Genomic DNA, 23288 nt, shown 5'->3' on the forward strand with positions numbered 1-23288 from the left:
ACATGTCGCGAAAACTGTTTTTACCAGGATTTACAGTTGGTTGTGTAACATTCTTGGTATTCATCTGGCTTATACGTGGCTCGGTTTGCGAGTTAACATTCAGGCAGGGAAATACGGAGGTAGCGGCAGTGTTGTCCTGTAACGTTAAACGTTAAATGGCAACCTGAAGGCGGGGTTCGCCCCGCCTGTTTTGGTGTGACGCAGTGGTTTTCCGGCGCCCATTGTTGTATCCGGCCAGCCTTTCGGGCTGGCCGCTCTTTTATTTATGCCCCGATACAACAAGCCGTTCGCCACAAAACAGAAAACACGGTGTTACTGGGTTTTATCGGTCGAAGGAATGATATTGCGCAACCAACTGCCCCAGCGGCGCTGGTAGAAGGGTTGGGTATGGGTGATCAGGTAATGACTGACGCCACGTTCCTTTTCCGATACCAGACAAAAATCCACCGGTTCGTCGTTAGGCGCGGTTTCGCTGGCCACGCTGCCCGCTTCATTGATCAGCGCCTCGACATCACCTTGTTCGCCATCCACTTCCAGCCCGACCAGCAGATTGGGTTTTTCGTCGACCGCCTGATCGTGCATCAGCGCCAGAAACGCGCGGCGAACCGGCTTGCGCTGGCTGAACAATGTGGTCAAGGCATCGACCATCGCCGACGGATATTCTTCCGGCTGGCCCAACAGGATCTGAGTATCCTTGTCGATATAGCGTTCTGCCGGTTTGCTGACACCGCCAGTCGCCAACAGCATTGCCACCTCTTCAGGATAAAACTCTTTGCCGTACTCGGCCTTCGGGTTGAGGAACAGATCCGCACCCTGCGTAATCTCGAATAAGACGCGTGCCGGCATAGCGATGAACGGCTGTTCATCCTCAACGGCCTTTTGCAACGCTTCTACCGAGGTAAAGAATGGGATGATGCTGCCGCCGTCCTGCTTTTCCCAGTGCTGGATATTCACCGGTGTATCGGCATTTAGCGTGATGTCACCGCCGAGTTGCACCTGTTCGCTGTCACCGAGGATCAACACCGTAGCGTCGAGCAGTTCACGGAAGAATGCCGGACGATGGGCCGGCTCCGTCACCGCCAGTTTCAACAGGCGTTCAAGTTCGTTTTCGCCTGCGGCGGCTTCGTGATGGTGAGAACTCATGACAAACTCCAGCAATCAAATAACGGGGCCCAGCATGCTGGGCCCCGAGGGTAAATGACATTCTAGCGCCCACCTGGGTGAGCGTTCAATTATTTGGCTTTACTCAGCAGCAGGTTGGCCAGAGCACGGACACCCAGACCGGTCGCGCCTGCTGACCATTGATCTACTGCACCTTTGCGGTAAGTCGCGGAACAGTCAATGTGCAGCCAGCCCTGCTGGTAGTTAGTCACAAAATGCGACAGGAAGGCAGCCGCGGTGCTGGCTCCCGCCGTGTAGGCCGGACCGGCTACGTTGTTCAGTTCGGCAAAGTTGGACGGCAGTTGGCTGCGGTGGAATTCAGCCAGCGGCAGACGCCAGAATGGCTCTTGTTCTGCAGCCGCACTGGCCAGCAGCTCTTGCGCCAGAGCGTCATCGAAGCTGAACAGCGCATGGTAGTCATTACCCACCGCCGTTTTGGCCGCACCGGTCAGGGTGGCGCAGTCGATGATCAACTGAGGATTCTGCGCGGACGCATCGATCAGGCCATCGGCCAATACCAGACGCCCTTCCGCATCGGTATTCATCACCTCTACGGTTTTGCCGTTGCGGTAACGGATGATGTCGCCCAGTTTGAAAGCGTTGCCGCTGACCATGTTGTCGGCACAGCACAGGTACAGTTTCACACGTTGCTTCAGGCCGCGAGCCGCCGCCAGCGCCAATGCGCCGGTAATGGTGGCTGCACCGCCCATATCCGCTTTCATGGAGTCCATAAAGGCGCTTTGTTTCAGGCTGTAGCCACCGGTGTCAAAGGTGATACCCTTGCCCACCAGGCAGGCAAATACCGGCGCTTCCGGGTTGCCGGTCGGGTTGAAATCCAGTGCCAACAGCACTGGTGAACGATCTGACCCACGGCCCACGGTGTGGATACCGGCGTAGTTTTGCTCACGCAGATCTTCACCTTTGGTAATCCGGTAGCTGACGGCTTCACAGCCGATGTCACACATCAGATCAACCGCGCGGGTAGCCAGTTGCTCCGGCCCCAACTCTTCCGCGGACATGTTGATGGTGTCACGCACCCAGTCAACAATCTTCAGGCGCTGTTCCAGCTCTTTGCTTTCCGCTTCCGGCAATGGTGCCCATTCGACGCTGCGTTTGCCTTTCGGCCCACGGAAGCCCTGCCAGAATGCCCAACTGTTTTCCAGATCCCAGTCGTCACCGGCCAGTTTGACGTTTTTGATGCCCTGGCCGTCAATCTTACGAGCCGCACGTTGAATGCTGCCCAGTTTATCTTTGCCGGTCAGGTGGATAGTCATCCCTTCTGTACCGGTGCTCAGCAGCGCTTTCTCGCCCCAGCGAGCGTCAGCAGGTTGGTTCGACAGCGTTACCAGCATGAATTCAGTTGTCATAGCCTTCTTACTCCGGATTATTCTTTTATTAATCGTGTCGGATACAAAATAAACGGGCCGCCTATGGCAGCCCGTTACGCTATTTACTCCGCTTCATCTAACCAGACCAGCAGAACAGCTTCCAGTATTTTTTCGTTGGAAGCCTGTGGATCATCGTCAAAATCTTCCAGATCGCAAATCCACTGATGCAGGTCGGTAAAACGTACGGTTTTCGGATCGGTATCCGGGTATTGGTCGTACAGAGCTTCGCCGATTTCACGGCTGTCGGTCCACTTCAGTCCCATTCTACGGCTCCCTTACCCTTCACGCGCGTGGTTGACGGTATAACGCGGCATTTCAACCACCAAATCTTCGTCGGCCACCAGTGCCTGACAGCTCAGCCGGCTTTCCGGCTCCAGACCCCAGGCCTTGTCCAGCATGTCGTCTTCCAGTTCGCTGCTCTCTTCGAGAGAGTCGAAACCTTCGCGCACGATGCAGTGACAGGTGGTGCAGGCGCAGGATTTCTCACAGGCATGTTCAATCTCGATGCCGTTGCGCAGCGCAACGTTGAGGATTGATTCCCCTTGTTCGGCTTCCAGTACTGCCCCCTCCGGGCATAAATCTTGATGGGGCAGGAAAACAATTTTAGGCATGATTAAACCTCATCCACAGAATGGCCAGCCAGCGCGCGGCGAATGGAAGCATCCATACGGCGCGCGGCAAAGTCTTGCGTTTGTGCATCTAATGTTTTTATTGCGGCTTCAATAGCGGCCGGATCGGTGCCCTGCGTCGCCTGTTGCAAAGCTTCTACCGCTGCGGGGATCGCGGTGCTTTCTGCTTCGCTCAGCAATGCGGCGTCGCTGGTCAGTGCGCCCTGCAGGCTTTCCAGCACCCGTGACGCCTCAACCCGCTGTTCCGCCAGCATGCGTGCGCCAACATCGCTCTGCGCATTAGCCATCGAATCTTTGATCATCCCGGCAATTTCGGCATCGGACAGACCATACGACGGTTTAACCTGAATTGAAGCCTCAACGCCGGTGGATTTCTCCATCGCGGTGACGCTCAACAGGCCATCGGCATCCACCTGGAAGGTTACGCGAATATGCGCGCCACCGGCAGGCAGCGGCGGTAAGCCTCGCAGCGAGAAGCGCGCCAGCGAGCGGCAATCCTGCACCAATTCGCGTTCGCCCTGCAGCACATGGATCATCATCGCGCTTTGGCCGTCTTTAAAAGTGGTGAACTCCTGCGCACGCGCCACCGGAATGGTGGTGTTACGCGGGATCACTTTCTCTACCAGACCGCCCATGGTTTCCAGACCTAGCGAAAGTGGGATCACATCCAGCAGCAGCATGTCACTGTCCGGCTTGTTACCCACCAAAATGTCCGCCTGGATAGCAGCGCCAATAGCGACCACTTTATCCGGATCGATCGAAGTTAACGGCGTGCGGCCGAAGAACGTGCCCACCTGCTCACGCACCAAAGGCACGCGGGTGGAACCGCCAACCATGACCACTTCCAGCACTTCTTCGGCACTCACGCCCGCGTCTTTCAACGCGCGGCGGCAGGCCATCAGGGTACGTTTCACCAGAGTAGCGATGAGTGCATCAAACTGTGCCCGGGTCACTTCGCCCTGCCAGCCGGCAATCTCAACGACAGTGCTGTCGGCAGCGCTCAGTGCAATTTTGGCCGCGATGGCCGCATCCAGCAGTTGGCGCTGTACACCGTGATCGCTACGGTCAGCCACACCGGCCTGTTCACGCAGCCAGTCGGCCAGCAGATGGTCAAAATCGTCGCCCCCCAGCGCGGAATCCCCGCCGGTGGCCAACACTTCGAACACCCCACGGCTCAGCCGCAGAATGGAAATATCAAAGGTACCGCCGCCCAAATCGTACACCGCGATAATGCCTTCCTGCCCGGAATCCAGGCCATAGGCAATCGCCGCCGCCGTCGGTTCGTTCAGCAAACGCAGCACGTGCAACCCGGCCAGACGCGCAGCGTCTTTGGTGCCCTGACGTTGTGCATCATCAAAATAGGCAGGAACGGTGATCACCACGCCGTCCAGATCCCCTTCCAGCGCGGTTTTCGCGCGCTCGGCAAGGGCTCTGAGGATATCGGCAGAAACCCCTACCGGGTTAACCGCACCGGCGGCAGTGACGATCATCGGCAAGCCGTTGTCACTGGCCTGAAACTGATACGGCAGGTTCGGGTAACGCGCAAGTACGTCGGCCAATGAGCGGCCCATCATGCGTTTGATTGAACTGATGGTATTGGCGGGATCCTCTGCTGCCTGCCGGCGCGCATCCCAGCCGACACGCAGTGTGTCAGCCTGGTAATGCACCACCGAGGGCAGTAAATCGCGCCCTTCGGCATCGGCCAGCGTTTCCGCCTGCCCGCTGCGCACCGTGGCGACCAGTGAATTGGTGGTGCCTAAATCAATACCGGCAGCCAGACGGCGCTGGTGTGGCGCGGCGCTGAGGCCAGGCTCACTAATTTGTAATAAGGCCATATTGAAGCTTCCACAAGCAAAAATGTGTTACTCAAAACCCAGCAATTTTTCTTCGAGTTGTTCAACCTGTTGCTGGAGTTTGTCCAAAAAGCGCAGCTTACGCACGGTGTCAGCCGCATCAATCCACTGCTGGCTCTCGAGTTGCTGAATCATCAAAGCGCTGCGCTGTTTCACCGTCTCGTTCACCCGCGCGCCAAAACTGGCCAACTGGGTTTGTGCATCTGCTTTGCGCTCAATGGCATCAAGCTCTTCGCGCAGTTCCAACTGTTCCATCAGGAACGCGGTATCACGCATAGTGTGCTGCTCGTTGCCCAAATCAAAGCCGTGCAAAGATAACATATACTCCGCGCGTTTTAATGGGTGCTTCAGCGTTTGGTAGGCTTCATTGATAGTCGCTGCCTGTTGCAACGCCATCAGGCGTTCGCGTTCTGGCTGACTGGCAAAACGATCGGGATGGAATTGGCGCTGCAGATCCTGATAGCGAGAGGCAAGCAGGCTGCCGTCCACGGGATAGCGAACTGGCAGCCCGAATAAAGTAAAGTAATCCATAGCGTGCTCTGGGCGTTATCGGATGAAGTTCCCCCGCACCAGGCGGGGGAGCACGATGGACTGTCAGACGTTGAAACTTTCGCCGCAGCCGCACTCGCTTGAGACATTGGGGTTGTTGAACTTGAAGCCTTCGTTCAGGCCTTCCTTAACGAAATCAAGCTCGGTGCCGTCAAGGTAGACCAGGCTCTTGCCGTCAATGATCACCTTAACGCCTTTGTTTTCAAAAACGATGTCGTCATCGTTCATATCGTCAACAAATTCCAGCACGTACGCCATCCCGGAGCAGCCAGAGGTTCTCACCCCCAGACGCAGGCCAAGGCCTTTGCCACGGTTATTCATAAATGCCTGAACGCGCTGTGCAGCGCTGTCGCTCATGGTAATTGACATCACAACCTCATACTCAATATCCCCAACCTATAGCAAAACCGGTATTGGGGTGCTAACCGGTGTAGGGGGCGAATATATTCGCCCCGACCAACGCGGGCGCGGCATGCAGCGCCCCTACACAATAATTACTTGGCGCTGTGTTTGCTCTTGTAGTCGGCAATCGCTGCTTTAATGGCGTCTTCGGCCAGGATTGAGCAGTGAATTTTTACCGGCGGTAATTCCAGTTCTTCGGCGATCTGAGTGTTTTTGATCGCTTCGGCCTGATCAAGAGACTTGCCTTTCATCCATTCGGTCACCAGCGAACTGGAGGCGATGGCGGAACCGCAGCCGTAAGTCTTGAAACGGGCGTCTTCAATGATACCTTCATTGTTGACTTTGATCTGCAACTTCATCACGTCGCCACAGGCCGGTGCACCCACCATGCCGCTGCCAACGCTAGGATCTTCGTTGTCGAAAGAACCCACGTTACGCGGGTTTTCATAGTGATCGATTACTTTTTCGCTGTAAGCCATGACCTTGCTCCTGAATCCTGAGAATTAATGATGTGCCCATTCGATGCTGTTGATATCCACGCCCTGCTTGAACATATCCCACAGTGGAGACAGGTCACGCAGACGGCCAATGGATTTACGCACCAGTTGAATGGTGTAATCGATCTCTTCTTCTGTGGTGAAACGCCCCAGAGAGAAACGGATCGAGCTATGCGCCAACTCGTCAGTCATGCCCAACGCGCGCAGCACGTAAGATGGCTCAAGGCTGGCGGAGGTACAGGCAGAACCCGAGGATACGGCCAGGTCTTTCAGCGCCATGATCAGCGACTCGCCTTCAACATAGTTGAAGCTGACGTTCAGGATGTTAGGCACCCCGTTCTCCAGCGAGCCGTTCAGATACACTTCTTCCATATCTTTCACGCCGTTCCACAGACGATCGCGCAGCGTGCGCAGACGTGCCATTTCCGACGCCATTTCTTCTTTGGCGATACGATAGGCTTCGCCCATACCGGCGATCTGATGGACAGGCAGGGTACCGGAACGCATGCCGCGCTCATGGCCACCGCCGTGGATCTGGGCTTCGATACGAATACGTGGCTTACGACGCACGTACAGTGCACCAATGCCTTTCGGGCCATAAATTTTGTGGCCGGAGAATGACATCAGATCAACTTTCAGCTTGCTCAGGTCGATAGGCAGTTTGCCCACGCTCTGGGTTGCATCAACGTGATAAATGATACCGCGCGCACGGCACATTTCGCCGATAGCTTCGATATCCTGCACCACGCCAATTTCGTTGTTCACGTGCATGATAGAAACCAGAATGGTGTCTTCGCGCATCGCAGCTTCGAGGGCCTGCAGGCTGATAATACCGTTGCTCTGCGGTGCCAGATAGGTCACTTCAAAGCCTTCACGCTCGAGCTGGCGACAGGTGTCCAGCACGGCCTTGTGTTCGGTTTTGCTGGTGATAATGTGCTTGCCTTTCTTTTGATAGAAATTGGCAGCGCCTTTGATCGCCAGGTTGTCGGATTCGGTGGCTCCGGAAGTAAACACGATTTCGCGCGGGTCAGCGCCAACCAGTTCAGCAATTTGGTTACGGGCGATATCTACCGCCTCTTCCGCCTGCCAACCGAAACGGTGGGAACGGGAAGCCGGGTTACCAAAAGTCCCGTCCAGAGTCAAAAATTGCATCATTTTCTCAGCAACACGCGGGTCAACCGGCGTCGTTGCTGAGTAATCCAGATAAATCGGTAATTTCATTGCTCTTGTGCTCCGTACATCACTTCCAAAAACTAAAAAAATATCGCCAGCTGCTTATGCGCGCAGATTAACGTTGATAGTTTCTTGCTGACGACCGTTGGCCGTGCGACGGGTATCGTTGTTTTGACGGTCCGCCACCACCAGCACGTCCTGGTTGTTCACCAGTTCAGCCAGCGTAATGTTGTTCAGGAACCCGCTGATGCGCTCGCTCAGATCGCGCCACAGGGTATGGGTCAGGCAGCGATCGCCACCCTGACAGCCTTCTTTACCCTGGCAACGGGTTGCGTCTACCGATTCATCGACAGCAGTGATGACTGCACCTACGGCAATCTCACTCGCGTCTTTGCCCAGCAGATAACCACCGCCCGGTCCACGTACGCTGGCCACCAGGCCATTCTTACGCAGACGGGAGAATAATTGTTCCAGATAAGAGAGCGAGATACCCTGGCGCTCAGAAATATCCGCCAGAGGAACGGGCCCTTCCTGGGAGTGCAATGCCACGTCAAGCATAGCGGTTACGGCATAACGGCCTTTGGATGTCAGTCTCATAGCTAAGTGGTTACCTGTTGGTCAAACATGGCCGAAAGTCTGACATTCCTGAGTAAATCAGTCAACTATTTAACCTAGTAATTTACTCAAGTATTAGCACGTTTTGGACTAAGCCAGATAATATGCATATAAAATACACATTATAACCATTAGATAACTAATACTATTACCGCAAGCCGCCATTTCACATCAAATTAATTACCTTGATGTTTGTCCTGTTTCTCGATCGACGTCAGCATACCGCGCAGGATATTCAGCTCTTGAGCTTCCGGCCGCGCACGGGTGAATAAACGACGCAAACGGCTCATGACCTGCCCCGGATGAGAGGGGCGGATAAAGCCACTCTGCTGCAGCGTTTGTTCAAGATGCTGATAGAAGCGTTCCAGGTCGTCCACCAACGGATACGGCGTTTCTTCCAGTTGCGGCGCGCCGACCTGCTGACGATCGAGGTAAGCCACACGCACTTCATACGCCAGAATTTGCACCGCCATCGCCAGATTCAGCGAGCTGTAATCCGGGTTGGCAGGAATGGCGACATGGTAATGGCACTTTTGCAGCTCATCATTGGTCAGGCCGACACGTTCACGGCCGAACACCAGCGCTACCGGCGCATGTTCACCTTCGTGCACGGCGCGGATGCCGCATTCACGCGGTTCCAGCATCGGCCACGGCAAGGTGCGTGAACGCGCACTGGTGCCCACGACCAGACTGCAGCCGGCAATGGCGTCATCCAGGGTGTCTACGATAGTGGCGTTGCCGATCACATCGCTGGCACCAGCGGCCAGGGCGATCGCCTGAGAATCAGGTTTTATCAGCGGATTAACCAAATAAAGGTTGGTTAACCCCATGGTTTTCATGGCTCTGGCGGTCGAGCCCATGTTACCGGTATGAGAGGTTTCTACCAGAACAATGCGGATGTTATGCAGCATACAAACTCTGAGCGTAGCGGAAAATCACAGCAGCTTAACACAGCCATAGGCATTTTGCCGAACACCTGCTATACTTCGCGCCGTTTCCTGTTCTTTAACATCCTAGTTGGAAGATACCCATGCATCCGATGCTGACGATCGCCGTGCGCGCTGCGCGCAAGGCCGGTAACCTGATTGCCAAAAACTACGAAACCCCGGACGCTGTAGAAGCGAGCCAGAAAGGGACCAATGACTTTGTCACTAACGTCGATCGCGATGCAGAGCATCTGATCATCGACGTCATTCGCAAGTCCTATCCGCAACATACTATTGTTACCGAAGAACGCGGCGAATTGGCCGGCGAAGACAAAGATGTACAATGGGTGATCGATCCACTGGATGGCACATCAAACTTCATCAAACGTTTCCCACACTTCTCAGTTTCCATCGCCGTACGCATTAAAGGCCGTACTGAAGTGGCTGTGGTTTACGATCCAATGCGTAACGAACTGTTCACCGCCACCCGCGGCCAGGGCGCACAGCTCAACGGTTACCGTCTGCGCGGCACCAATGCCAAAGATCTCGATGGCACCATCCTGGCGACCGGCTTCCCGTTCAAGGTTAAGCAGCACGCAACTCCCTACATTAATGTGGTTGGCAAACTGTTCACCCAGTGTGCCGACTTCCGTCGTACCGGCTCTGCCGCGCTGGATCTGGCCTATGTGGCCGCCGGTCGCGTTGACGGTTTCTTCGAAATTGGCCTGAAGCCATGGGATTTCGCCGCAGGTGAACTGCTGGTGCGTGAATCTGGCGGCCTGGTGACCGACTTTGTTGGCGGCCATAACCACTTCAGCTCCGGCAACGTGGTAGCCGGCAACCCGCGCGTAGTGAAAGCCATGCTTTCCACCATGCGTGAAGAACTGAGCGAAGCGCTGAAGCGTTAATATCGCGAAGTGAATGAATAAAGAAAAAGCGCTGCAATTTATTGCAGCGTTTTTTTTATGCCTGTCAGCGGGAGAAAGGCCGGATGCCGCCGATAAACTCCGACTGGGCAGTGAGATACAGCAGCAACCCGGCGAACAGCAGAATCATGCCACCGGCCAGCGCCAGCGAACCCCAGGCCACCGCGCTCCAGGCCGCAGGTGCACGTGATTGGCTGAGACGTACCGCCAATCGGCGACTGTAGTGCACCATCAGGGCCAACAATGAGATGGTCAGTGAGGTGCCCAGCGCCATGGCCAACGCCGAGAAAACGCCCCAGACAAACACGCCAATCACTTTGGAAAACAGCAACACCAGTATTGCGCCCGAGCACGGCCGCATTCCCATCGCCAACACGATGGCAGTCTGTGTACGCCAGTCACTGCCCGCCTGCAGTTCGCTGTCGCTCGGCATATGGCGGTGACCACAGCCGCAATGCTCACTGTGAACGTGATCCGCCGGCAGCGGTTGCAGGCTGTTGATTCGCAGCGCTGGCGACGGACGCATGGCTCTCACCGCATAATACAAACGCTTCAGCGCTCGCCAGCTCAGCAACACCCCGAGCAGCATCACCAGAATAAAACTGCCCTTCTCCAGCCAGAAACTGCTCTGATGCAGTTGCCGGGACGACAGTTGCAGTACCACCAGCATCAACGTCACCAGCGCGATCGCTACCAGTCCCTGCACCAACGACGCCGCAAAGGTCAGTTTCAGGCTGCTTTTCAACCGCGCCGGATGGGTGGCCAGGTAGGTGGCAATCACCACTTTACCGTGGCCGGGGCCAAGGGCATGCAGCACGCCATAACTCAGGCTGAACAACATCAGCGCCAGTCCGGCCTGCTGCGGTGCCGCTTTTACCTGCTGCAACAGGCCCGCCAACTGCAGGTGCAGCCCTTTCTGCCACACCACGCTTTGCATCAGTAATTGCGGCCAATAGTGCCACGCCAACTGCGCGCTCAGCGCCAGTAACAGCGCAAACAGCAGTAACGGCCACAGGCTGAAAGCCCAGTGTCGCTTACGCGGCCTGTGTTGGCTGAGGTTTATTGACATTGCAGGCTGACCCGCTGGGCGAACTGCTGCCCCAGCGCCATATCTTCGCCGGGTAAATCGTTTTTATCGAGGGACAATGCGTAAGCCTGTAAAGAGGAGTCTGGCTTGGGCGTCATCAGTTTGAATTGGCACTGCGAAGCCATCTCCGGCGGCAGATGCAGTGCCGTTTTATCTTTATAGGTCATATCTACAAAATAGGTGGGATCGTAGGTGGAGATCTCAAACGGCTTGCCCGCCAGCGGCTGCGGCTCGGCCAGCGGCAGGACAAACTCCAGTACCGCCTGATGCCCCTGGCGCGACAGGTGGTATTCCGTTGGCAGATTCAGGTATTTCACCGGCTTGCCGTCGCGATAGACATCCGTGAAATAGTGTTGACCCAGGACATTGGCCATCACTTGCGCCGCCAGCTTTTTCCATATTTCCGAGTCTTGTTTGGCATTTTCTGCATCGTAGAGCAGATCTGCCGAGGTGATTTCATCCATAACCCAAACCATTTTCAAACCGACCAGCTGTTGATCCTTCGCCACAAAGGTGGTGTTCATATCAATAAAACTGTGCGGGTGTGCGGTAGCGCCGACGCTGAAAAGCATTAAAAAACCGGCCAGAATAAAACGTAACTTCATCATCAAACGATACTCATTATTGTTATAAAGTAACATCAACCGTTCCTCAACCACCGCGTTTCCGCCCAATAATTGTGACGAAAGTTGTAAGCCGAAGTAAAACCGGGTGCCGTTGCCGCGCCGCGCATCACCTTTTGCTATGCTTATTCATAATTTAAACGTTACCTGCCCGAAGGTGATATGAGCCTGGACACTGCCCCCGTGCCTGAGCTCTCCGGTCAACAACGACGCTGCCATCTGTTATTGATGTTGTATGCGCCGGTGCCCGCAGTACAACTGGAGACTATCAGCCAAATTAATGGCGTTTCCCCCCCGGTTACCCGGCAAGATATAGCCGAGGTTGCCAGTGAAATCCAGCGTTTCCACCATCTGGAGATCGACGGTAACCCCGATGAGGGTTACCGGATCAGGGGCAGCGCACTCAATCAACGCCTCTGCCTGCTCCATTGGCTGCGAAGAGCCCTGCGCTGCAGCCCGGACTTTATCGATCAACATTTTTCTCGCTGGCTACAGCAGGCTCTGGGAGTGAGCACCGACCTGACACCACAGTTGGAACAGTGCATCAGAGAGTATGAAACGCTGATCAACTGCAGCTTTGATCGGCGTGATCGCCAGTTCCTCCAGCACTTCTTGCGCTACTGCGCATGGGAGACACAGCGCCAGCGGCACCCGACATTCAGCCCCGTCCAACGTGACTGGCTGCATCAGAAACCGGAGCATCAGGCGGTGGGTTTGCTGCATCAATCCTTGAATCAGCTGTTTGCCCTTCGCCCCGAAGCCAGCGAAAGCGATTTTCTGCTGCTGATGTTCACCCTGTTGAAAAATCACAGCTACCACAGCAATGACTCAGCGGAAGATCTGCGATTGATGGCAGCGATTGAAAATATGGTCGAGCGCTTTCAACAGATTTCCGGCATGACTTTCAGCAGTAAAGAGGATTTGATCAGCCAGCTGTTCGCCCATCTGGCCCCCGCGGTTGAACGCTGTCGCTTTGAGATTGGTATCGATAACACCTTGCTGGAAGAAGTTGAACGCAAGTATCCACGCCTGATGCGCACCGCTCAGGAGGCACTGGAACCACTCGAACAGGAATACGGTATTCATTTCTCCAGCGAGGAAGCCGGGCTGGTCGCCATCAGTTTCGGTGCCTGGTTGATGCAGGGCAATGCGTTGCAGGAAAAGCAGGTGTTATTGCTGACGCTGGACAACCCGCAATTGGAAGAAGAAGTGGAATATCAGATCCGCGAATTAACGCTATTGCCGCTGAATATCAAGTATTTGCCGCTGCGCGACTATCTGCATTCTGGCGCGCCACAGGGGGTCACCCTGGTGATCACCCCTTATGCCATGGAGCACGGTGCGCCGCAGCCGCCGCTGATTTATACCGAGTTACCGCTAGAGCGCCAGCAGCGCAAAGCCATCCGTGCGCTGCTGGAAACCTCTTAACGGTTATTATTGACCGCCACGGCCGGCGGGCGGATAAACAACGCCGGCAATGCCACTGCCGCCATCACCCAGAACACCCCGCCTTGCAGATGCTCAAACAGGAAGCCGGCAATCACCGTCATAATCGCAATGCCGCCGCCCATCGCCAGCGCTGAATAAACTGCCTGCAGCCTGATCACTTCCGGCCCCTTGCGCGCGGCGATAAAACGCATCGCTGCCAGGTGGCAAACGGTAAAGGTGCCACAGTGCAGAATTTGGATCACCAGCAGCCACCCTAACTCGGTGCTACTGGCCATCAGGCTCCAGCGCAGTATTCCGCAGCAGGCAGAGAGCAGCAGCAGATTGCGCGCATTCCAGCGACGGAACAGGAAATTACTGCTGGCGAAAATAATCACTTCCGCCACCACGCCCAGCGACCACAAGTAGCCAATGGTCGCAGCCGAGTAGCCCGCCTCCTGCCAGTAGATAGAACCGAAACTGTAATAGCCGGCATGCGCGCCCTGCAACAGCGTTACGCACAGCAGGAAGCGCCAGACTGGCCCTTCCTTAAGCATCTCCCACAAAGAACGCTCGGTTTCGTTGTGGGTGCGCGCTTCCCCCTGCGGCATCACGCTCGGTTTGAGCATCATGCCCAACAGCATCGCCAGTATGCTGACTATCAGGCTGTAGAGGATAGCGTTATGGCCCCAGACGGAAACCATTTGGCCGGTCAACGCCGAACCAATCACAAACGCCAGCGAGCCCCATAACCGGACCCGGCCGTAATCCAGGGTGATTTGTTTTTGCCAGGTGCCGGCCAACGCATCGGTGAGCGGGACCAGCGGCGAGAAGAACAGGTTGAAGCCGGCGATCACCAGCATTAGCCAGCCCCAGCCGTTGCCGAAACAGAACCCAATGGCAAAAGCCAACGTCAGCAACGCTAACAGGCGCAGTGCCGTCACCAGATGAGAGGGATCTTTTACCCGGGGAGCAATCAACAAACTACCGAGGAAACGTGCAACCAGACCGGCACCAAGCAAAATACCGATGGTTTCAGGCGGTATGCCCTCACCTTTTAACCAAACGCCCCAAAAGGGTAAGAAGATGCCGTAAGAAAAGAAGTAGGTGAAATAACTGAGAGCTAGCCAACGCGTAGATTGCAGAACCATGATCCCTCCGGTGTGAGGGCGATACTTTGACAGAGCTCACACTGGCTAGCAATGTTCATTCATGTTCAAAGGGATAGACTGCAAAGCAGCTCACAGTTTGAGCCTCACAATCAGGGCGCAGTTCACTTACAGCGCCCTGACGACGGAAAATCTTCCGGCTAACCCAGTAAATGATCCGGACCGAATCCTAACGGTAACAGCTCTGAGATATCATGCACATAGTACTCATCCAGGCTGTTGGCGATAATGATCTGGGTATCCTTGCCGAACTCATAAATCATTTGGCGACATACGCCACAGGGCCCGGAATAGCCTTTAGCCTTGCTTTCACCCACTCTGGGGCCGCCGATCACCACAATCATCTCAAAACTGCGCTCACCTTCGGAGACCGCTTTCAGGATAGCAACGCGTTCTGCACAGGTGGTGGGCGAATAAGAGACGGATTCGACATTACACCCGGTGAACACCTTGCCGCTCTTGGTGATTAATGCCGCGCCCACGGTAAAGTTGGAATAAGGCGCATAGGAAAACGCCCTGGCCTGAGAGGCGACAGCGATCATTTCCTGGATCCTGACTTTGTCATCCATTTCAATTTCTCCTTTTGATTGAATTCATTAAATTGCACCAGAAGCCGCTATAGTTCTCCCATTGCATAAATTGCGGCCCGCCCCAATGGGGGGAACAGTCACTGGCAAAACAGGCAACATGGCCTTTCTGATATTTACCAACCACCAACAAAGGATCGCCGTTAATCTCCGCCAGGGTTTCGCTGCCGGGCTTGGCCGTAAATTTGTTATAGCCTAGTAAAGGCGGCCATTCATTTAGCCCATGAGTGATCTCGTGACTCTTGTTAAGAGTGAGAGGTTTACAGCCTTGTGGTAATTCAACGCGGTCGTCGTGGTCTAACATTTCAACCGGTAATACTTCGGCAAGAATAGTGTTTTTATAATTTGCCTTTGCTTCTATGCCGGTAAAGGAAAGATAACCGCCTATCATTAACGCCCCGCCCCCCATGGCGACATAGTCTTTTATCAGCGACAGGGCATTGGCCATTACCTCCATTCGATAAAAGGTTTTATTTTGTAATAAGAAGGTGTTGCTACCGATATCGCTAATCACCACAGCATCATAAATTAGCAGTTCGTCCAACGTTTGTGGAAAGGCGGTTTGTACGGTATGCGCCGGCATGTAGTCGATGGAAATACCAGAACTGCGTAAGCAGGACAACAGATAGTCTGCCCCCTCTTCATATTTACTCGAGGTAAAACTGTCAAAGCCTTTGGAATGGATCATGTGAATATGCCATGACTCACCAATAAACAAAATCTTCATTACAACACTTCCTTATGTCGGTTAATTTTAAATTCCGCCGGGAATCAATTTTCCTCAATCGAGTTTTACAGAGGGTTTAAATGACTAATCCCGCTACTGCTGCTGATAAGAAACTCACCAACGTTGAGCCATACAAAAGTTTCAGACTGAAACGGGAAACCACATTGCCCTGCTCCTCGTTCAGCGCTTTAATCGCCCCCGCCACAATGCCCACCGAAGTGAAGTTGGCGAAGGAGATCAGGAAGACCGACAGGATCCCTTCGGCACGTGGCGACAACGCGGCTTTAATCTGTTGCAGGTCAGTCATGGCAACGAACTCGTTGGCGACAATCTTGGTCGCCATGATACTGCCGACCTGCTGCGCCTCATGGGCCGGCACGCCAAGAACCCAGGCAAAAGGATAAAGCAGATAGCCCAGCAGCCCCTGAAAGCTGATGCCGAACAGGCTGCTAAACAACGCGTTGATGGCGGCAATCAGGGCAATAAAGCCCAGCAGCATGGCCGCAATGATTACTGCAACCTTAAAGCCGGCAAGAATATATTCACCCAGCATTTCAAACAGGCTTTGTCCACGATGCAGATCCTGCATCTGAACCTCTTCCTCCAAATCGACACGATAAGGATTAATCAGTGAAAGCACGATAAAGGTGCTAAACATATTCAGAATCAATGACACTACGACATAGCGGGCATCGACCATATTAATATAGGCACCGACCATAAAAACCGAGACGGTTGACATCGCGGTGGCAGCCATAGTGTAGATACGGTTTTCGGACATCTTGCCCAGCACGTCTTTATAAACGATAAAGTTCTCTGACTGCCCCAGTAATAATGCGCTGACGGCATTAAAAGACTCCAGCTTGCCCATGCCATTGACTTTGGATAATACCGTCCCCACCACCCGAATGATAACCGGCAATAAATTGATGTGCTGAATAATACCGATTAATGCAGAAATAAAAATAATGGGGCATAACACATTAAGAAAGAAGAATGCCAATCCTTGCGCCCGCATTCCACCGAATAAAAAGTCAGTGCCTTCACCGGCAAACAGCATCAACCCGTTGAACACCGTAGAGACCTGGGCGGTAAATCCGGTGCCAATATCAGAACGCAGGAACAGCCAGGCAAGTAATACCTCTATCACCAACAGCTGAATAATATAGCGGACTTTAATTAACTTTCGGTTATGGCTTACCAGCAAGGCCATTACCGTCACTAACAGACAAGAGAGGATAAAGTGAATCACCTGCGTCATACGACACTCCATAGTATAATAACCGTCCTTTATTAAGGTATACCATGAGAGTAAATAACAATCATATAGACTCACATCACATAACAGGCTCTCAAAAATCTGCAATTAATTAAAAGTCGATAAGTATCACAACCTGTTTTTATTAAACATATTAATATCCAATATTAAGGGCAGAAACATATATACGACTTTCGGTCTATAACCCTCGCAAAAAGATAAAAAAAGCCGGTCACCCAAGTGACCGGCCTGACGCCTCAGCGTTTTTTACAGCAATGGAAATTATGCGTAAACCGGCAGGCGGGCGCAGATATCCAGTACTTTCTTCTTGGTGCGTTCGATGGTGGCTTCATCGTTGATGTTGTCCAACACGTCACAGATCCAGCCGGCCAGTTCACGCACATCAGCTTCTTTGAAGCCGCGACGGGTCACTGCCGGAGTACCGATACGCACACCGGAGGTGACGAACGGGCTCTTGGGATCGTTTGGCACGCTGTTTTTGTTCACGGTGATGTTGGCGCGGCCCAGGGCAGCGTCAGCTTCTTTACCGGTCAGGTTCTTATCCACCAGATCCAGCAGGAACAGATGGTTATGGGTACCGCCGGAAACCACTTTGTAGCCGCGCTCCAGCACCACTTCCACCATAGCTTTGGCGTTATCGGCCACTTGCTGCTGGTAAATTTTGAACTCAGGCTCCATCGCTTCTTTCAGCGCCACCGCTTTACCGGCGATCACGTGCATCAGCGGGCCGCCCTGGCCGCCAGGGAACACAGCGGAGTTCAGCTTTTTATACAGATCTTCATCACCGCCTTTCGCCAGGATCAGGCCGCCGCGCGGACCTGCCAGGGTTTTGTGGGTGGTGGTGGTCACGATGTGTGCGTGAGGGACCGGGTTCGGATAAACGCCGGCGGCGATCAGGCCCGCTACGTGCGCCATGTCAACGAACAGGTAAGCGCCGATGCTGTCAGCGATTTCGCGCATTTTTGCCCAATCAACGATACCGGAGAAGGCAGAGAAGCCACCGATGATCATTTTTGGTTTATGAGTCTGGGCCTGTTTCGCCAGATCTTCGTAATCGATTTGACCTTTTTCGTCGATGCCGTAAGGCACCACGTTATACAGCTTGCCAGACAGGTTGACCGGTGAACCGTGGGTCAGGTGGCCGCCGTGCGCCAGGTTCATGCCCAGAATGGTGTCGCCCGGCTGCAGCAGCGCGGTATAGACGGCGAAGTTCGCCTGGGAACCTGAGTGCGGCTGGACGTTGGCATAATCTGCGCCGAACAGCTCTTTTGCGCGGTCGATGGCCAGTTGCTCAACGATATCCACATATTCGCAGCCGCCGTAATAACGCTTGCCCGGATAACCTTCAGCGTATTTGTTGGTCAACTGGGAGCCCTGAGCCTGCATTACGCGCGGGCTGGTGTAGTTCTCAGACGCAATCAGCTCAATGTGCTCTTCCTGACGCACAACTTCTTGCTCCATTGCACGCCACAGTTCGGCATCGTAATCAGCAATGTTCATTTCACGCTTTAACATCCGGCTTCTCCTGACTAAATCAGCTAACTAAAAAATCACCAAATAACTACCCGTTCGGGTTCTGGGCCACAGTGTAAACTGTTTCGCCCCACCGAGGATAGGTCTTGACAGAGGTTTTTACGCAAACGATTGGCATTAGGCGCGGCAAGGCTTTGATCCGATAAAGCACCCCATTAGACAACCGACTTTTACTCATGCTGAGGATGCGGTTTTTTCATGTTCTGTGAGCGGGATCGCCGCTAGCCGACTCCGCAAGAAAAACAGGGGTATTTACAGCCTCGGCAGAAACCGTTAGGATGCGTTCAAACACAAAGATGCATTTTAAATACATCATTACAATATTCCAATAATGTCCGACCAAGGAGCGCCACCATGCTGGATAGCCAAACCATCGCCACCGTAAAATCTACCATTCCCCTGCTGGCCGCTACCGGGCCAAAGCTGACCGCCCACTTCTACGATCGCATGTTCGAGCATAATCCCGAGTTAAAAGATGTGTTCAACATGAACAACCAGCGCAATGGCGATCAGCGTCAGGCCCTGTTCGATGCCATCTGCGCCTATGCCGTGAATATCGAGAATCTGGCGGCGCTGTTGCCTGCGGTGGAACGCATCGCCCAAAAGCATACCAGCCTGAATATTCGCCCGGATCAGTATCGAATTGTCGGCAGCCATCTGATTGCCACACTGGATGAAATGTTCAGCCCGGGCCAGGAAGTGCTGGACGCCTGGGGCAAAGCCTACGGGGTGTTGGCGGACGTATTTATCCAGCGCGAAGGTCAGATTTACCAGGCCAGCGAAACTGCCGAGGGTGGCTGGCGCGATCGACGAGCATTCCGCATCGTCAAAAAACAGCCACAGAGCGAAGTGATTTGCAGTTTCGTATTGGCGCCGGTTGACGGTGGCAAGGTCATCGACTTCAAACCTGGCCAATACCTGGCGGTCTACATCAAGCACGACAGCATGGAAAATCAGGAAATTCGCCAATACTCACTGACCACCTCACCGAACGGCGAATACTATCGCATTGCGGTGAAACGAGAGGAGCAGGGTAAAGTTTCGAACTTCCTGCACCAGCAGGCCAAAGAAGGCGACGTAATTTATATCGCCCCGCCGCACGGGGATTTCTTCCTCGAAGCGCAGCCGGAAACCCCGGTGGCACTGATCTCCGCCGGTGTCGGCCAAACGCCGATGCTTGGCATGCTCCACACTCTGCACGATAACCAACACCCGGCGGATGTGCACTGGCTGCACGCAGCGGAAAACGGCAGCGTTCACGCTTTTGCCGATGAAGTGGCGGATATTGCCGGCCGCATGCCGAATCTGAGCCGTCACGTGTGGTACAACCAACCGGGCGCCGATGATGTGGCAGGCCGCGACTACCAGAGCCGTGGCCTGATGAACCTCAGTGCTCTGCGCGAAACGCTTGCCACGCCGCAGATGCATTACTACTTCTGTGGGCCGCTGCCGTTTATGCAGTCTGTGGCCAGCCAACTGCTGGAGATGGGCGTAGAGGCCGATCGCATCCACTATGAATGCTTCGGGCCGCACAAGGTCATGTAATTGAAAGGGCGCGGCCTGTTACCGCGCCCTTTCGTTATTTCTCCGCCAGCTTGCGTGTCTCTTTTACCTGCTGCGCCGTGACCGGTGCCGCCTGGTTGCCCCAGCTTCCCCGTAAATAACTCATCAGATCGGCAGCCTGCTGGTCGTTCAAGGTCCAGGCGTAACCCGGCATGGCGAGCGCAGTTGCATGCTGGGTGATCGGCGTATGTGCTCCTTCCAACACCACGCGCAGCGCGGTTAACGGGTTCTCCGCCGTGACCGTTGCGTTACCGGCCAGTGCCGGAATGGTGTTGTCGCTGCCCTCGCCTTTGTTACCGTGGCAGGTTGAACAGTACATGGCATAGGTGCGTTGCCCCGCTTGCCAATTGTCGACCGCCATGGCAACGGGTTTCTCCACCGGCGGTTTCTCTGCCGCCAGACTGTGCAGGTAAGTGGCAATGGCGCTCAAATCGCCGTCGGTAAGATATTGCGTGCTGTTGCTAACCACTTCACTCATCGGCCCTGCGACTGCCGCATGTTGGCTACGCCCGCTTTTCAGCAAGGCTACCACTTCACCCTGTTTAAGCCCGCGCAATCCTGAAGCGTACCAGCCATCGAGTTCGGCACCGCTCAGGAAGGCCGGATCCTTGCTGTCCAGCCCTTTCTCCTGCATCGCCCAGCCGCGCGGCGTATGGCAACTGCCGCAGTGCCCCGCCCCTTGCACCAAATAGGCACCACGGTTCCACTCGCTACTCTGGCTGCTGTCCGGTTGATAAGGCGTATCCTCATGGAACAGCTGGTTCCATATTGCCAACGGCCAACGCATCGACAGCGGCCAACTGATATCACTGGCGCGGTTGGCGGTGTTCTGCGCCGGAACTTCCTTCATCAGATAGTCGTACAGCGCGCGCATATCTTCCGCGTTCATTTTGGCGTAAGAGGTGTACGGCATCGCCGGATACAGTCGATGGCCATCTTTGGCGATCCCCTGGCGCATCGCACGGTCAAACTCGTCAAAGGAATAGGCACCGATGCCCTGCTGTTTGTCCGGCGTAATGTTGGTGGCGTAAATATTGCCAAGCGGCGTAGGGAACTTCATGCCACCGGCAAACAGCGCGCCACCCGGTGTGGTATGGCAGGCGGTACAGTCACCAGCCCTGGCGACATATTCCCCGGCCGACATCGCCTGCGCCGAGCCCCCCGCCGCCAGTAAGGTCAGTAAATACAGTGAACGCATGCTCATGCTCCCTCCTTGGCGGCAGCGGGAACATGGCCGAAAGCCAGTTCATTAACCGCACGCCACGCTTGGTCGATCGCCGAGTTGGCGTATGGGCTCCAGTCGGAATCCGAGTTGGCAATCACGATTTTGCCGATCGGCTTACGTGCCGTTTCAATGATTTTCTTCGCCTCGTCCTCGTCGTCAAACAACCCGTTGAGGAAGTAGGAATAGCCGTGCGACCAACGGTTAACGGTGATCGCCACGATATCGCGCTGATGATCAAAGCCTGCGGAACCCAGCATGCCCTGCAACTGTTCGCGGATCATCTGCTCATGCACTTCAAACGGCGTGCCCAACAACAAGGCACGGCCCTTGCGCGACTGTTCACGCGGGCTTAACCCGCTGCCCGCCAGCGTCGGCACATACACCATGTGCAGGCCAATCGGCTGGTTCGGATCGCGCGGGTGCTGATAGCCGCCCATGCTCACCGGATAATCGAGCTTCACACGACAATAAGGTGCCGTCGGCGAGTAAACTTCATGCACGCCCAGTTTAATAAACGACTGCCAGTTACGGATCACCACTTTGCTGTACACCAGCGGCGACTTAACGTTCTGCTTCAGCGCCTGTTGCTGTTCAGGCGACATTTCCGGCACCAGATAAGGGATCATCATGTTGTAGCCGGCCATCACTACCTGCCCGGCGCGCACCTTGGTCATTTTCTCTCCGGTCAGGTAGGTCACTTCGACCTTGTCGCCGACGTTGGCCGCGTGCAATCCGGTGCTGTTCAACCGCAGTTTGACCGGTGACTCTGCGCGATCCAGCTGGCTGTAGTCGAACTTTGCCAGCACGATGTCATTCATGTCCTTACCGGCTGGCGCTACCGCCGGGATCAAATGACGGACCATTAAACGTGTCAGCGTGGCGTTGCCATCCGGGAAGTGGAACACGTAAGGATCGTCGAGATCCGCCTGTGACTCTTCATCCAACGGCGGCAGGTTCATGCCGTTCAGACCTGGCAGATCGCAGATACGCGCATCGCTGCAAGAAGTGGCGTCGATGCCCACCGCCTGGAAGTCACTGGTGGTTTGTTGGAAATAGCGGATCGCCATTTCACTCAGGCCGACCTTGTCACGCAGGAACTCGGTATAGCTGTGCTTGTCGAGCCATTCGCTTTTCTGCTCCTGGCTCATGTCCGGCAGGTAATCCTTATCCACCGTGTGCAGTGCGATCAGTGCCTGGCGATCGCTTTCCGGCAGCGGGAAATCACCGATAAAGGCCTCGTAGGAACGGCCATTGAGGCGGTCACGGGGAATATCATCCGCCACCATACGGCCAGGATCACCGTTCACCACTTTGTCGACGCCGAAGTTTTTGCGATCGAAATAGACGCCGCGACTCAGGTTAAGATCCGGGTAGAAGGTTTTATCGAAAGCTTTTTCCAGGTTGTCGATGCTGACGCCCAGCTTTTGCAGCAGCCCCATCGCCACCGGGCTGAAATTGGAGCGCGGCGACTGCAGCGACTCGCTGCCGCCGTAGCCGAGAATGGTGCCATTTTCGCTGCTGAATTCATTACGCTTGGCATGGCCGCCGAAGTCATCATGGTTGTCGATCAGCAAAATACGCTGTTGCTGACCTTTCATTTGCTGCCAGAAACAGGCCGCGGCCAGGCCGCTGATACCGGCACCGACCACCACCAGATCGAACTCTTCGGTAGCGGGCACTGCGGCAAAATCGAAGGCCTTGCCGTCACGCCCCAGTTGATGAGCATGCTCAAACGAGCCGGGATGGTTGCCGCGCAGCCCGGTCAGCGTCGGCGGGTAATAGAGGGTTTGATTGGCGGTTTGCGGCGATGCGCGCAGGATCTGCATCGGCGTTAATCCGGCGGCGATGGTGATCGCCACCCCATTAAGAAAATCGCGTCTGGTGATGCTCATAATTGGCTTCCTTCTGTTCTTATTATCATCAGACCGGCCGGAGCCGGTCTGAAAGCCGC

The 23288-nt window shown here is 54.8% G+C and carries 24 protein-coding genes; 4 read left to right on the forward strand and 20 right to left on the reverse strand.

Annotation, left to right across the window (positions count from 1 at the left end):
• The first annotated feature begins 2 nt into the window (after positions 1–2).
• A complete protein-coding gene (locus tag E5C26_RS18495) occupies positions 3–155 on the forward strand; it encodes a Hok/Gef family protein (RefSeq protein WP_135317604.1) in 153 nt (50 codons plus the stop codon).
• Between the two features lie 157 nt (positions 156–312).
• Here the strand turns inward: E5C26_RS18495 and sseB are convergent, their stop codons facing one another.
• From sseB to trmJ, 11 genes are all read right to left on the reverse strand, one after another.
• On the reverse strand, positions 313–1143 hold the full coding sequence (gene sseB / locus E5C26_RS18500) for an enhanced serine sensitivity protein SseB (RefSeq protein WP_135317605.1): 831 nt from the start codon (positions 1141–1143) through the stop codon (positions 313–315).
• A gap of 89 nt (positions 1144–1232) precedes the next feature.
• The gene (gene pepB, locus E5C26_RS18505; protein ID WP_167796671.1) at positions 1233–2528 is read right to left on the reverse strand and encodes an aminopeptidase PepB; all 1296 of its coding nucleotides are present in this window, start codon (positions 2526–2528) and stop codon (positions 1233–1235) included.
• Positions 2529–2611: 83 nt separating this feature from the next.
• Positions 2612–2812 carry a Fe-S cluster assembly protein IscX gene (iscX, locus tag E5C26_RS18510; protein WP_085118275.1) on the reverse strand — a complete coding sequence of 67 codons (201 nt, stop codon included), beginning with the start codon at positions 2810–2812 and terminating at the stop codon, positions 2612–2614.
• A gap of 12 nt (positions 2813–2824) precedes the next feature.
• Positions 2825–3160: an ISC system 2Fe-2S type ferredoxin gene (gene fdx / locus E5C26_RS18515; protein ID WP_006318184.1), complete on the reverse strand. Its 336-nt coding sequence runs from the start codon at positions 3158–3160 to the stop codon at positions 2825–2827.
• 2 nt (positions 3161–3162) lie between these two features.
• Entirely contained in the window at positions 3163–5013 is a 1851-nt protein-coding gene (gene hscA / locus E5C26_RS18520) for a Fe-S protein assembly chaperone HscA (RefSeq protein ID WP_135317606.1), read from the reverse strand.
• Positions 5014–5040: 27 nt separating this feature from the next.
• Positions 5041–5562 carry a co-chaperone HscB gene (hscB, locus tag E5C26_RS18525; RefSeq protein WP_135317607.1) on the reverse strand — a complete coding sequence of 174 codons (522 nt, stop codon included), beginning with the start codon at positions 5560–5562 and terminating at the stop codon, positions 5041–5043.
• 63 nt (positions 5563–5625) lie between these two features.
• Positions 5626–5949 carry an iron-sulfur cluster assembly protein IscA gene (iscA, locus tag E5C26_RS18530; RefSeq protein ID WP_012146332.1) on the reverse strand — a complete coding sequence of 108 codons (324 nt, stop codon included), beginning with the start codon at positions 5947–5949 and terminating at the stop codon, positions 5626–5628.
• Positions 5950–6074: 125 nt separating this feature from the next.
• Positions 6075–6461 carry a Fe-S cluster assembly scaffold IscU gene (gene iscU, locus E5C26_RS18535; protein ID WP_012146333.1) on the reverse strand — a complete coding sequence of 129 codons (387 nt, stop codon included), beginning with the start codon at positions 6459–6461 and terminating at the stop codon, positions 6075–6077.
• A 24-nt stretch (positions 6462–6485) separates the two neighbouring features.
• The gene (locus E5C26_RS18540; protein ID WP_012146334.1) at positions 6486–7700 is read right to left on the reverse strand and encodes an IscS subfamily cysteine desulfurase; all 1215 of its coding nucleotides are present in this window, start codon (positions 7698–7700) and stop codon (positions 6486–6488) included.
• Between the two features lie 54 nt (positions 7701–7754).
• On the reverse strand, positions 7755–8249 hold the full coding sequence (gene iscR, locus E5C26_RS18545) for a Fe-S cluster assembly transcriptional regulator IscR (RefSeq protein ID WP_085118285.1): 495 nt from the start codon (positions 8247–8249) through the stop codon (positions 7755–7757).
• A 194-nt stretch (positions 8250–8443) separates the two neighbouring features.
• The gene (gene trmJ, locus E5C26_RS18550; RefSeq protein ID WP_135317608.1) at positions 8444–9178 is read right to left on the reverse strand and encodes a tRNA (cytosine(32)/uridine(32)-2'-O)-methyltransferase TrmJ; all 735 of its coding nucleotides are present in this window, start codon (positions 9176–9178) and stop codon (positions 8444–8446) included.
• A 119-nt stretch (positions 9179–9297) separates the two neighbouring features.
• Between trmJ and suhB the strand changes: the two genes are divergently transcribed.
• Entirely contained in the window at positions 9298–10101 is an 804-nt protein-coding gene (suhB, locus tag E5C26_RS18555; protein WP_135317609.1) for an inositol-1-monophosphatase, read from the forward strand.
• 64 nt (positions 10102–10165) lie between these two features.
• Here the strand turns inward: suhB and E5C26_RS18560 are convergent, their stop codons facing one another.
• Positions 10166–11188, reverse strand: coding sequence for a nickel/cobalt transporter (locus tag E5C26_RS18560; protein WP_135317610.1), 1023 nt, complete (start codon positions 11186–11188; stop codon positions 10166–10168).
• Complete coding sequence (locus tag E5C26_RS18565; protein ID WP_135317611.1) at positions 11179–11847, reverse strand: DUF1007 family protein; 669 nt, start codon at positions 11845–11847, stop codon at positions 11179–11181. The genes E5C26_RS18560 and E5C26_RS18565 overlap by 10 nt, the downstream gene beginning before the upstream one ends.
• 144 nt (positions 11848–11991) lie before the next feature.
• On the opposite strand from E5C26_RS18565, the gene csiE reads away from it, so the two are divergent.
• Positions 11992–13257 (forward strand): stationary phase inducible protein CsiE, encoded by a 1266-nt coding sequence (csiE, locus tag E5C26_RS18570; RefSeq protein WP_135317612.1) that lies wholly within the window; start codon positions 11992–11994, stop codon positions 13255–13257.
• Here csiE and E5C26_RS18575 read toward each other — a convergent pair.
• The 5 genes from E5C26_RS18575 to glyA form a co-directional block, all read right to left on the reverse strand.
• Entirely contained in the window at positions 13254–14405 is a 1152-nt protein-coding gene (locus E5C26_RS18575; RefSeq protein ID WP_135317613.1) for a 3-phenylpropionate MFS transporter, read from the reverse strand. The two genes, csiE and E5C26_RS18575, sit on opposite strands and share 4 nt — an antisense overlap.
• A 158-nt stretch (positions 14406–14563) precedes the next feature.
• On the reverse strand, positions 14564–14992 hold the full coding sequence (cdd, locus tag E5C26_RS18580; RefSeq protein ID WP_135317614.1) for a cytidine deaminase: 429 nt from the start codon (positions 14990–14992) through the stop codon (positions 14564–14566).
• Between the two features lies 1 nt (position 14993).
• Complete coding sequence (locus E5C26_RS18585) at positions 14994–15737, reverse strand: glutamine amidotransferase (RefSeq protein WP_135317615.1); 744 nt, start codon at positions 15735–15737, stop codon at positions 14994–14996.
• A gap of 76 nt (positions 15738–15813) precedes the next feature.
• Positions 15814–16998 (reverse strand): NupC/NupG family nucleoside CNT transporter, encoded by a 1185-nt coding sequence (locus tag E5C26_RS18590; protein WP_135317616.1) that lies wholly within the window; start codon positions 16996–16998, stop codon positions 15814–15816.
• Between the two features lie 279 nt (positions 16999–17277).
• Positions 17278–18531, reverse strand: a complete 1254-nt coding sequence (gene glyA / locus E5C26_RS18595; protein WP_135317617.1) for a serine hydroxymethyltransferase — start codon at positions 18529–18531, stop codon at positions 17278–17280.
• Positions 18532–18903: 372 nt separating this feature from the next.
• Between glyA and hmpA the strand changes: the two genes are divergently transcribed.
• Positions 18904–20094 (forward strand): NO-inducible flavohemoprotein, encoded by a 1191-nt coding sequence (hmpA, locus tag E5C26_RS18600; RefSeq protein WP_135317618.1) that lies wholly within the window; start codon positions 18904–18906, stop codon positions 20092–20094.
• A 34-nt stretch (positions 20095–20128) separates the two neighbouring features.
• On the opposite strand, the gene E5C26_RS18605 is transcribed toward hmpA, so the two are convergent.
• Both E5C26_RS18605 and E5C26_RS18610 read right to left on the reverse strand, forming a co-directional pair.
• Positions 20129–21316: a cytochrome c gene (locus tag E5C26_RS18605; protein ID WP_135317619.1), complete on the reverse strand. Its 1188-nt coding sequence runs from the start codon at positions 21314–21316 to the stop codon at positions 20129–20131.
• Entirely contained in the window at positions 21313–23229 is a 1917-nt protein-coding gene (locus E5C26_RS18610) for an NAD(P)-binding protein (protein WP_135317620.1), read from the reverse strand. Before E5C26_RS18610 ends, E5C26_RS18605 begins: the two co-directional genes overlap by 4 nt.
• Between the last annotated feature and the right edge of the window lie 59 nt (positions 23230–23288).

It is taken from the genome of Serratia proteamaculans, assembly GCF_004684015.1.
Classification (GTDB): domain Bacteria; phylum Pseudomonadota; class Gammaproteobacteria; order Enterobacterales; family Enterobacteriaceae; genus Serratia; species Serratia proteamaculans_F.

Excerpts from the sequence above, each read along its gene's own strand:
- E5C26_RS18605 (WP_135317619.1), bottom strand. The coding sequence starts at position 21,316 with ATGAGCATGCGTTCACTGTATTTACTGACCTTACTGGCGGCGGGGGGC.
- E5C26_RS18585 (WP_135317615.1), bottom strand. The coding sequence starts at position 15,737 with ATGAAGATTTTGTTTATTGGTGAGTCATGGCATATTCACATGATCCAT.
- cdd (WP_135317614.1), bottom strand. The coding sequence starts at position 14,992 with ATGGATGACAAAGTCAGGATCCAGGAAATGATCGCTGTCGCCTCTCAG.
- csiE (WP_135317612.1), top strand. The coding sequence starts at position 11,992 with ATGAGCCTGGACACTGCCCCCGTGCCTGAGCTCTCCGGTCAACAACGA.
- E5C26_RS18610 (WP_135317620.1), bottom strand. The coding sequence starts at position 23,229 with ATGAGCATCACCAGACGCGATTTTCTTAATGGGGTGGCGATCACCATC.
- iscU (WP_012146333.1), bottom strand. The coding sequence starts at position 6,461 with ATGGCTTACAGCGAAAAAGTAATCGATCACTATGAAAACCCGCGTAAC.
- sseB (WP_135317605.1), bottom strand. The coding sequence starts at position 1,143 with ATGAGTTCTCACCATCACGAAGCCGCCGCAGGCGAAAACGAACTTGAA.
- hscB (WP_135317607.1), bottom strand. The coding sequence starts at position 5,562 with ATGGATTACTTTACTTTATTCGGGCTGCCAGTTCGCTATCCCGTGGAC.
- iscA (WP_012146332.1), bottom strand. The coding sequence starts at position 5,949 with ATGTCAATTACCATGAGCGACAGCGCTGCACAGCGCGTTCAGGCATTT.
- suhB (WP_135317609.1), top strand. The coding sequence starts at position 9,298 with ATGCATCCGATGCTGACGATCGCCGTGCGCGCTGCGCGCAAGGCCGGT.
- glyA (WP_135317617.1), bottom strand. The coding sequence starts at position 18,531 with ATGTTAAAGCGTGAAATGAACATTGCTGATTACGATGCCGAACTGTGG.
- iscR (WP_085118285.1), bottom strand. The coding sequence starts at position 8,249 with ATGAGACTGACATCCAAAGGCCGTTATGCCGTAACCGCTATGCTTGAC.
- iscX (WP_085118275.1), bottom strand. The coding sequence starts at position 2,812 with ATGGGACTGAAGTGGACCGACAGCCGTGAAATCGGCGAAGCTCTGTAC.
- hscA (WP_135317606.1), bottom strand. The coding sequence starts at position 5,013 with ATGGCCTTATTACAAATTAGTGAGCCTGGCCTCAGCGCCGCGCCACAC.
- E5C26_RS18540 (WP_012146334.1), bottom strand. The coding sequence starts at position 7,700 with ATGAAATTACCGATTTATCTGGATTACTCAGCAACGACGCCGGTTGAC.
- E5C26_RS18590 (WP_135317616.1), bottom strand. The coding sequence starts at position 16,998 with ATGACGCAGGTGATTCACTTTATCCTCTCTTGTCTGTTAGTGACGGTA.
- E5C26_RS18495 (WP_135317604.1), top strand. The coding sequence starts at position 3 with ATGTCGCGAAAACTGTTTTTACCAGGATTTACAGTTGGTTGTGTAACA.
- E5C26_RS18560 (WP_135317610.1), bottom strand. The coding sequence starts at position 11,188 with ATGTCAATAAACCTCAGCCAACACAGGCCGCGTAAGCGACACTGGGCT.
- fdx (WP_006318184.1), bottom strand. The coding sequence starts at position 3,160 with ATGCCTAAAATTGTTTTCCTGCCCCATCAAGATTTATGCCCGGAGGGG.
- trmJ (WP_135317608.1), bottom strand. The coding sequence starts at position 9,178 with ATGCTGCATAACATCCGCATTGTTCTGGTAGAAACCTCTCATACCGGT.
- hmpA (WP_135317618.1), top strand. The coding sequence starts at position 18,904 with ATGCTGGATAGCCAAACCATCGCCACCGTAAAATCTACCATTCCCCTG.
- pepB (WP_167796671.1), bottom strand. The coding sequence starts at position 2,528 with ATGACAACTGAATTCATGCTGGTAACGCTGTCGAACCAACCTGCTGAC.
- E5C26_RS18565 (WP_135317611.1), bottom strand. The coding sequence starts at position 11,847 with ATGTTACTTTATAACAATAATGAGTATCGTTTGATGATGAAGTTACGT.
- E5C26_RS18575 (WP_135317613.1), bottom strand. The coding sequence starts at position 14,405 with ATGGTTCTGCAATCTACGCGTTGGCTAGCTCTCAGTTATTTCACCTAC.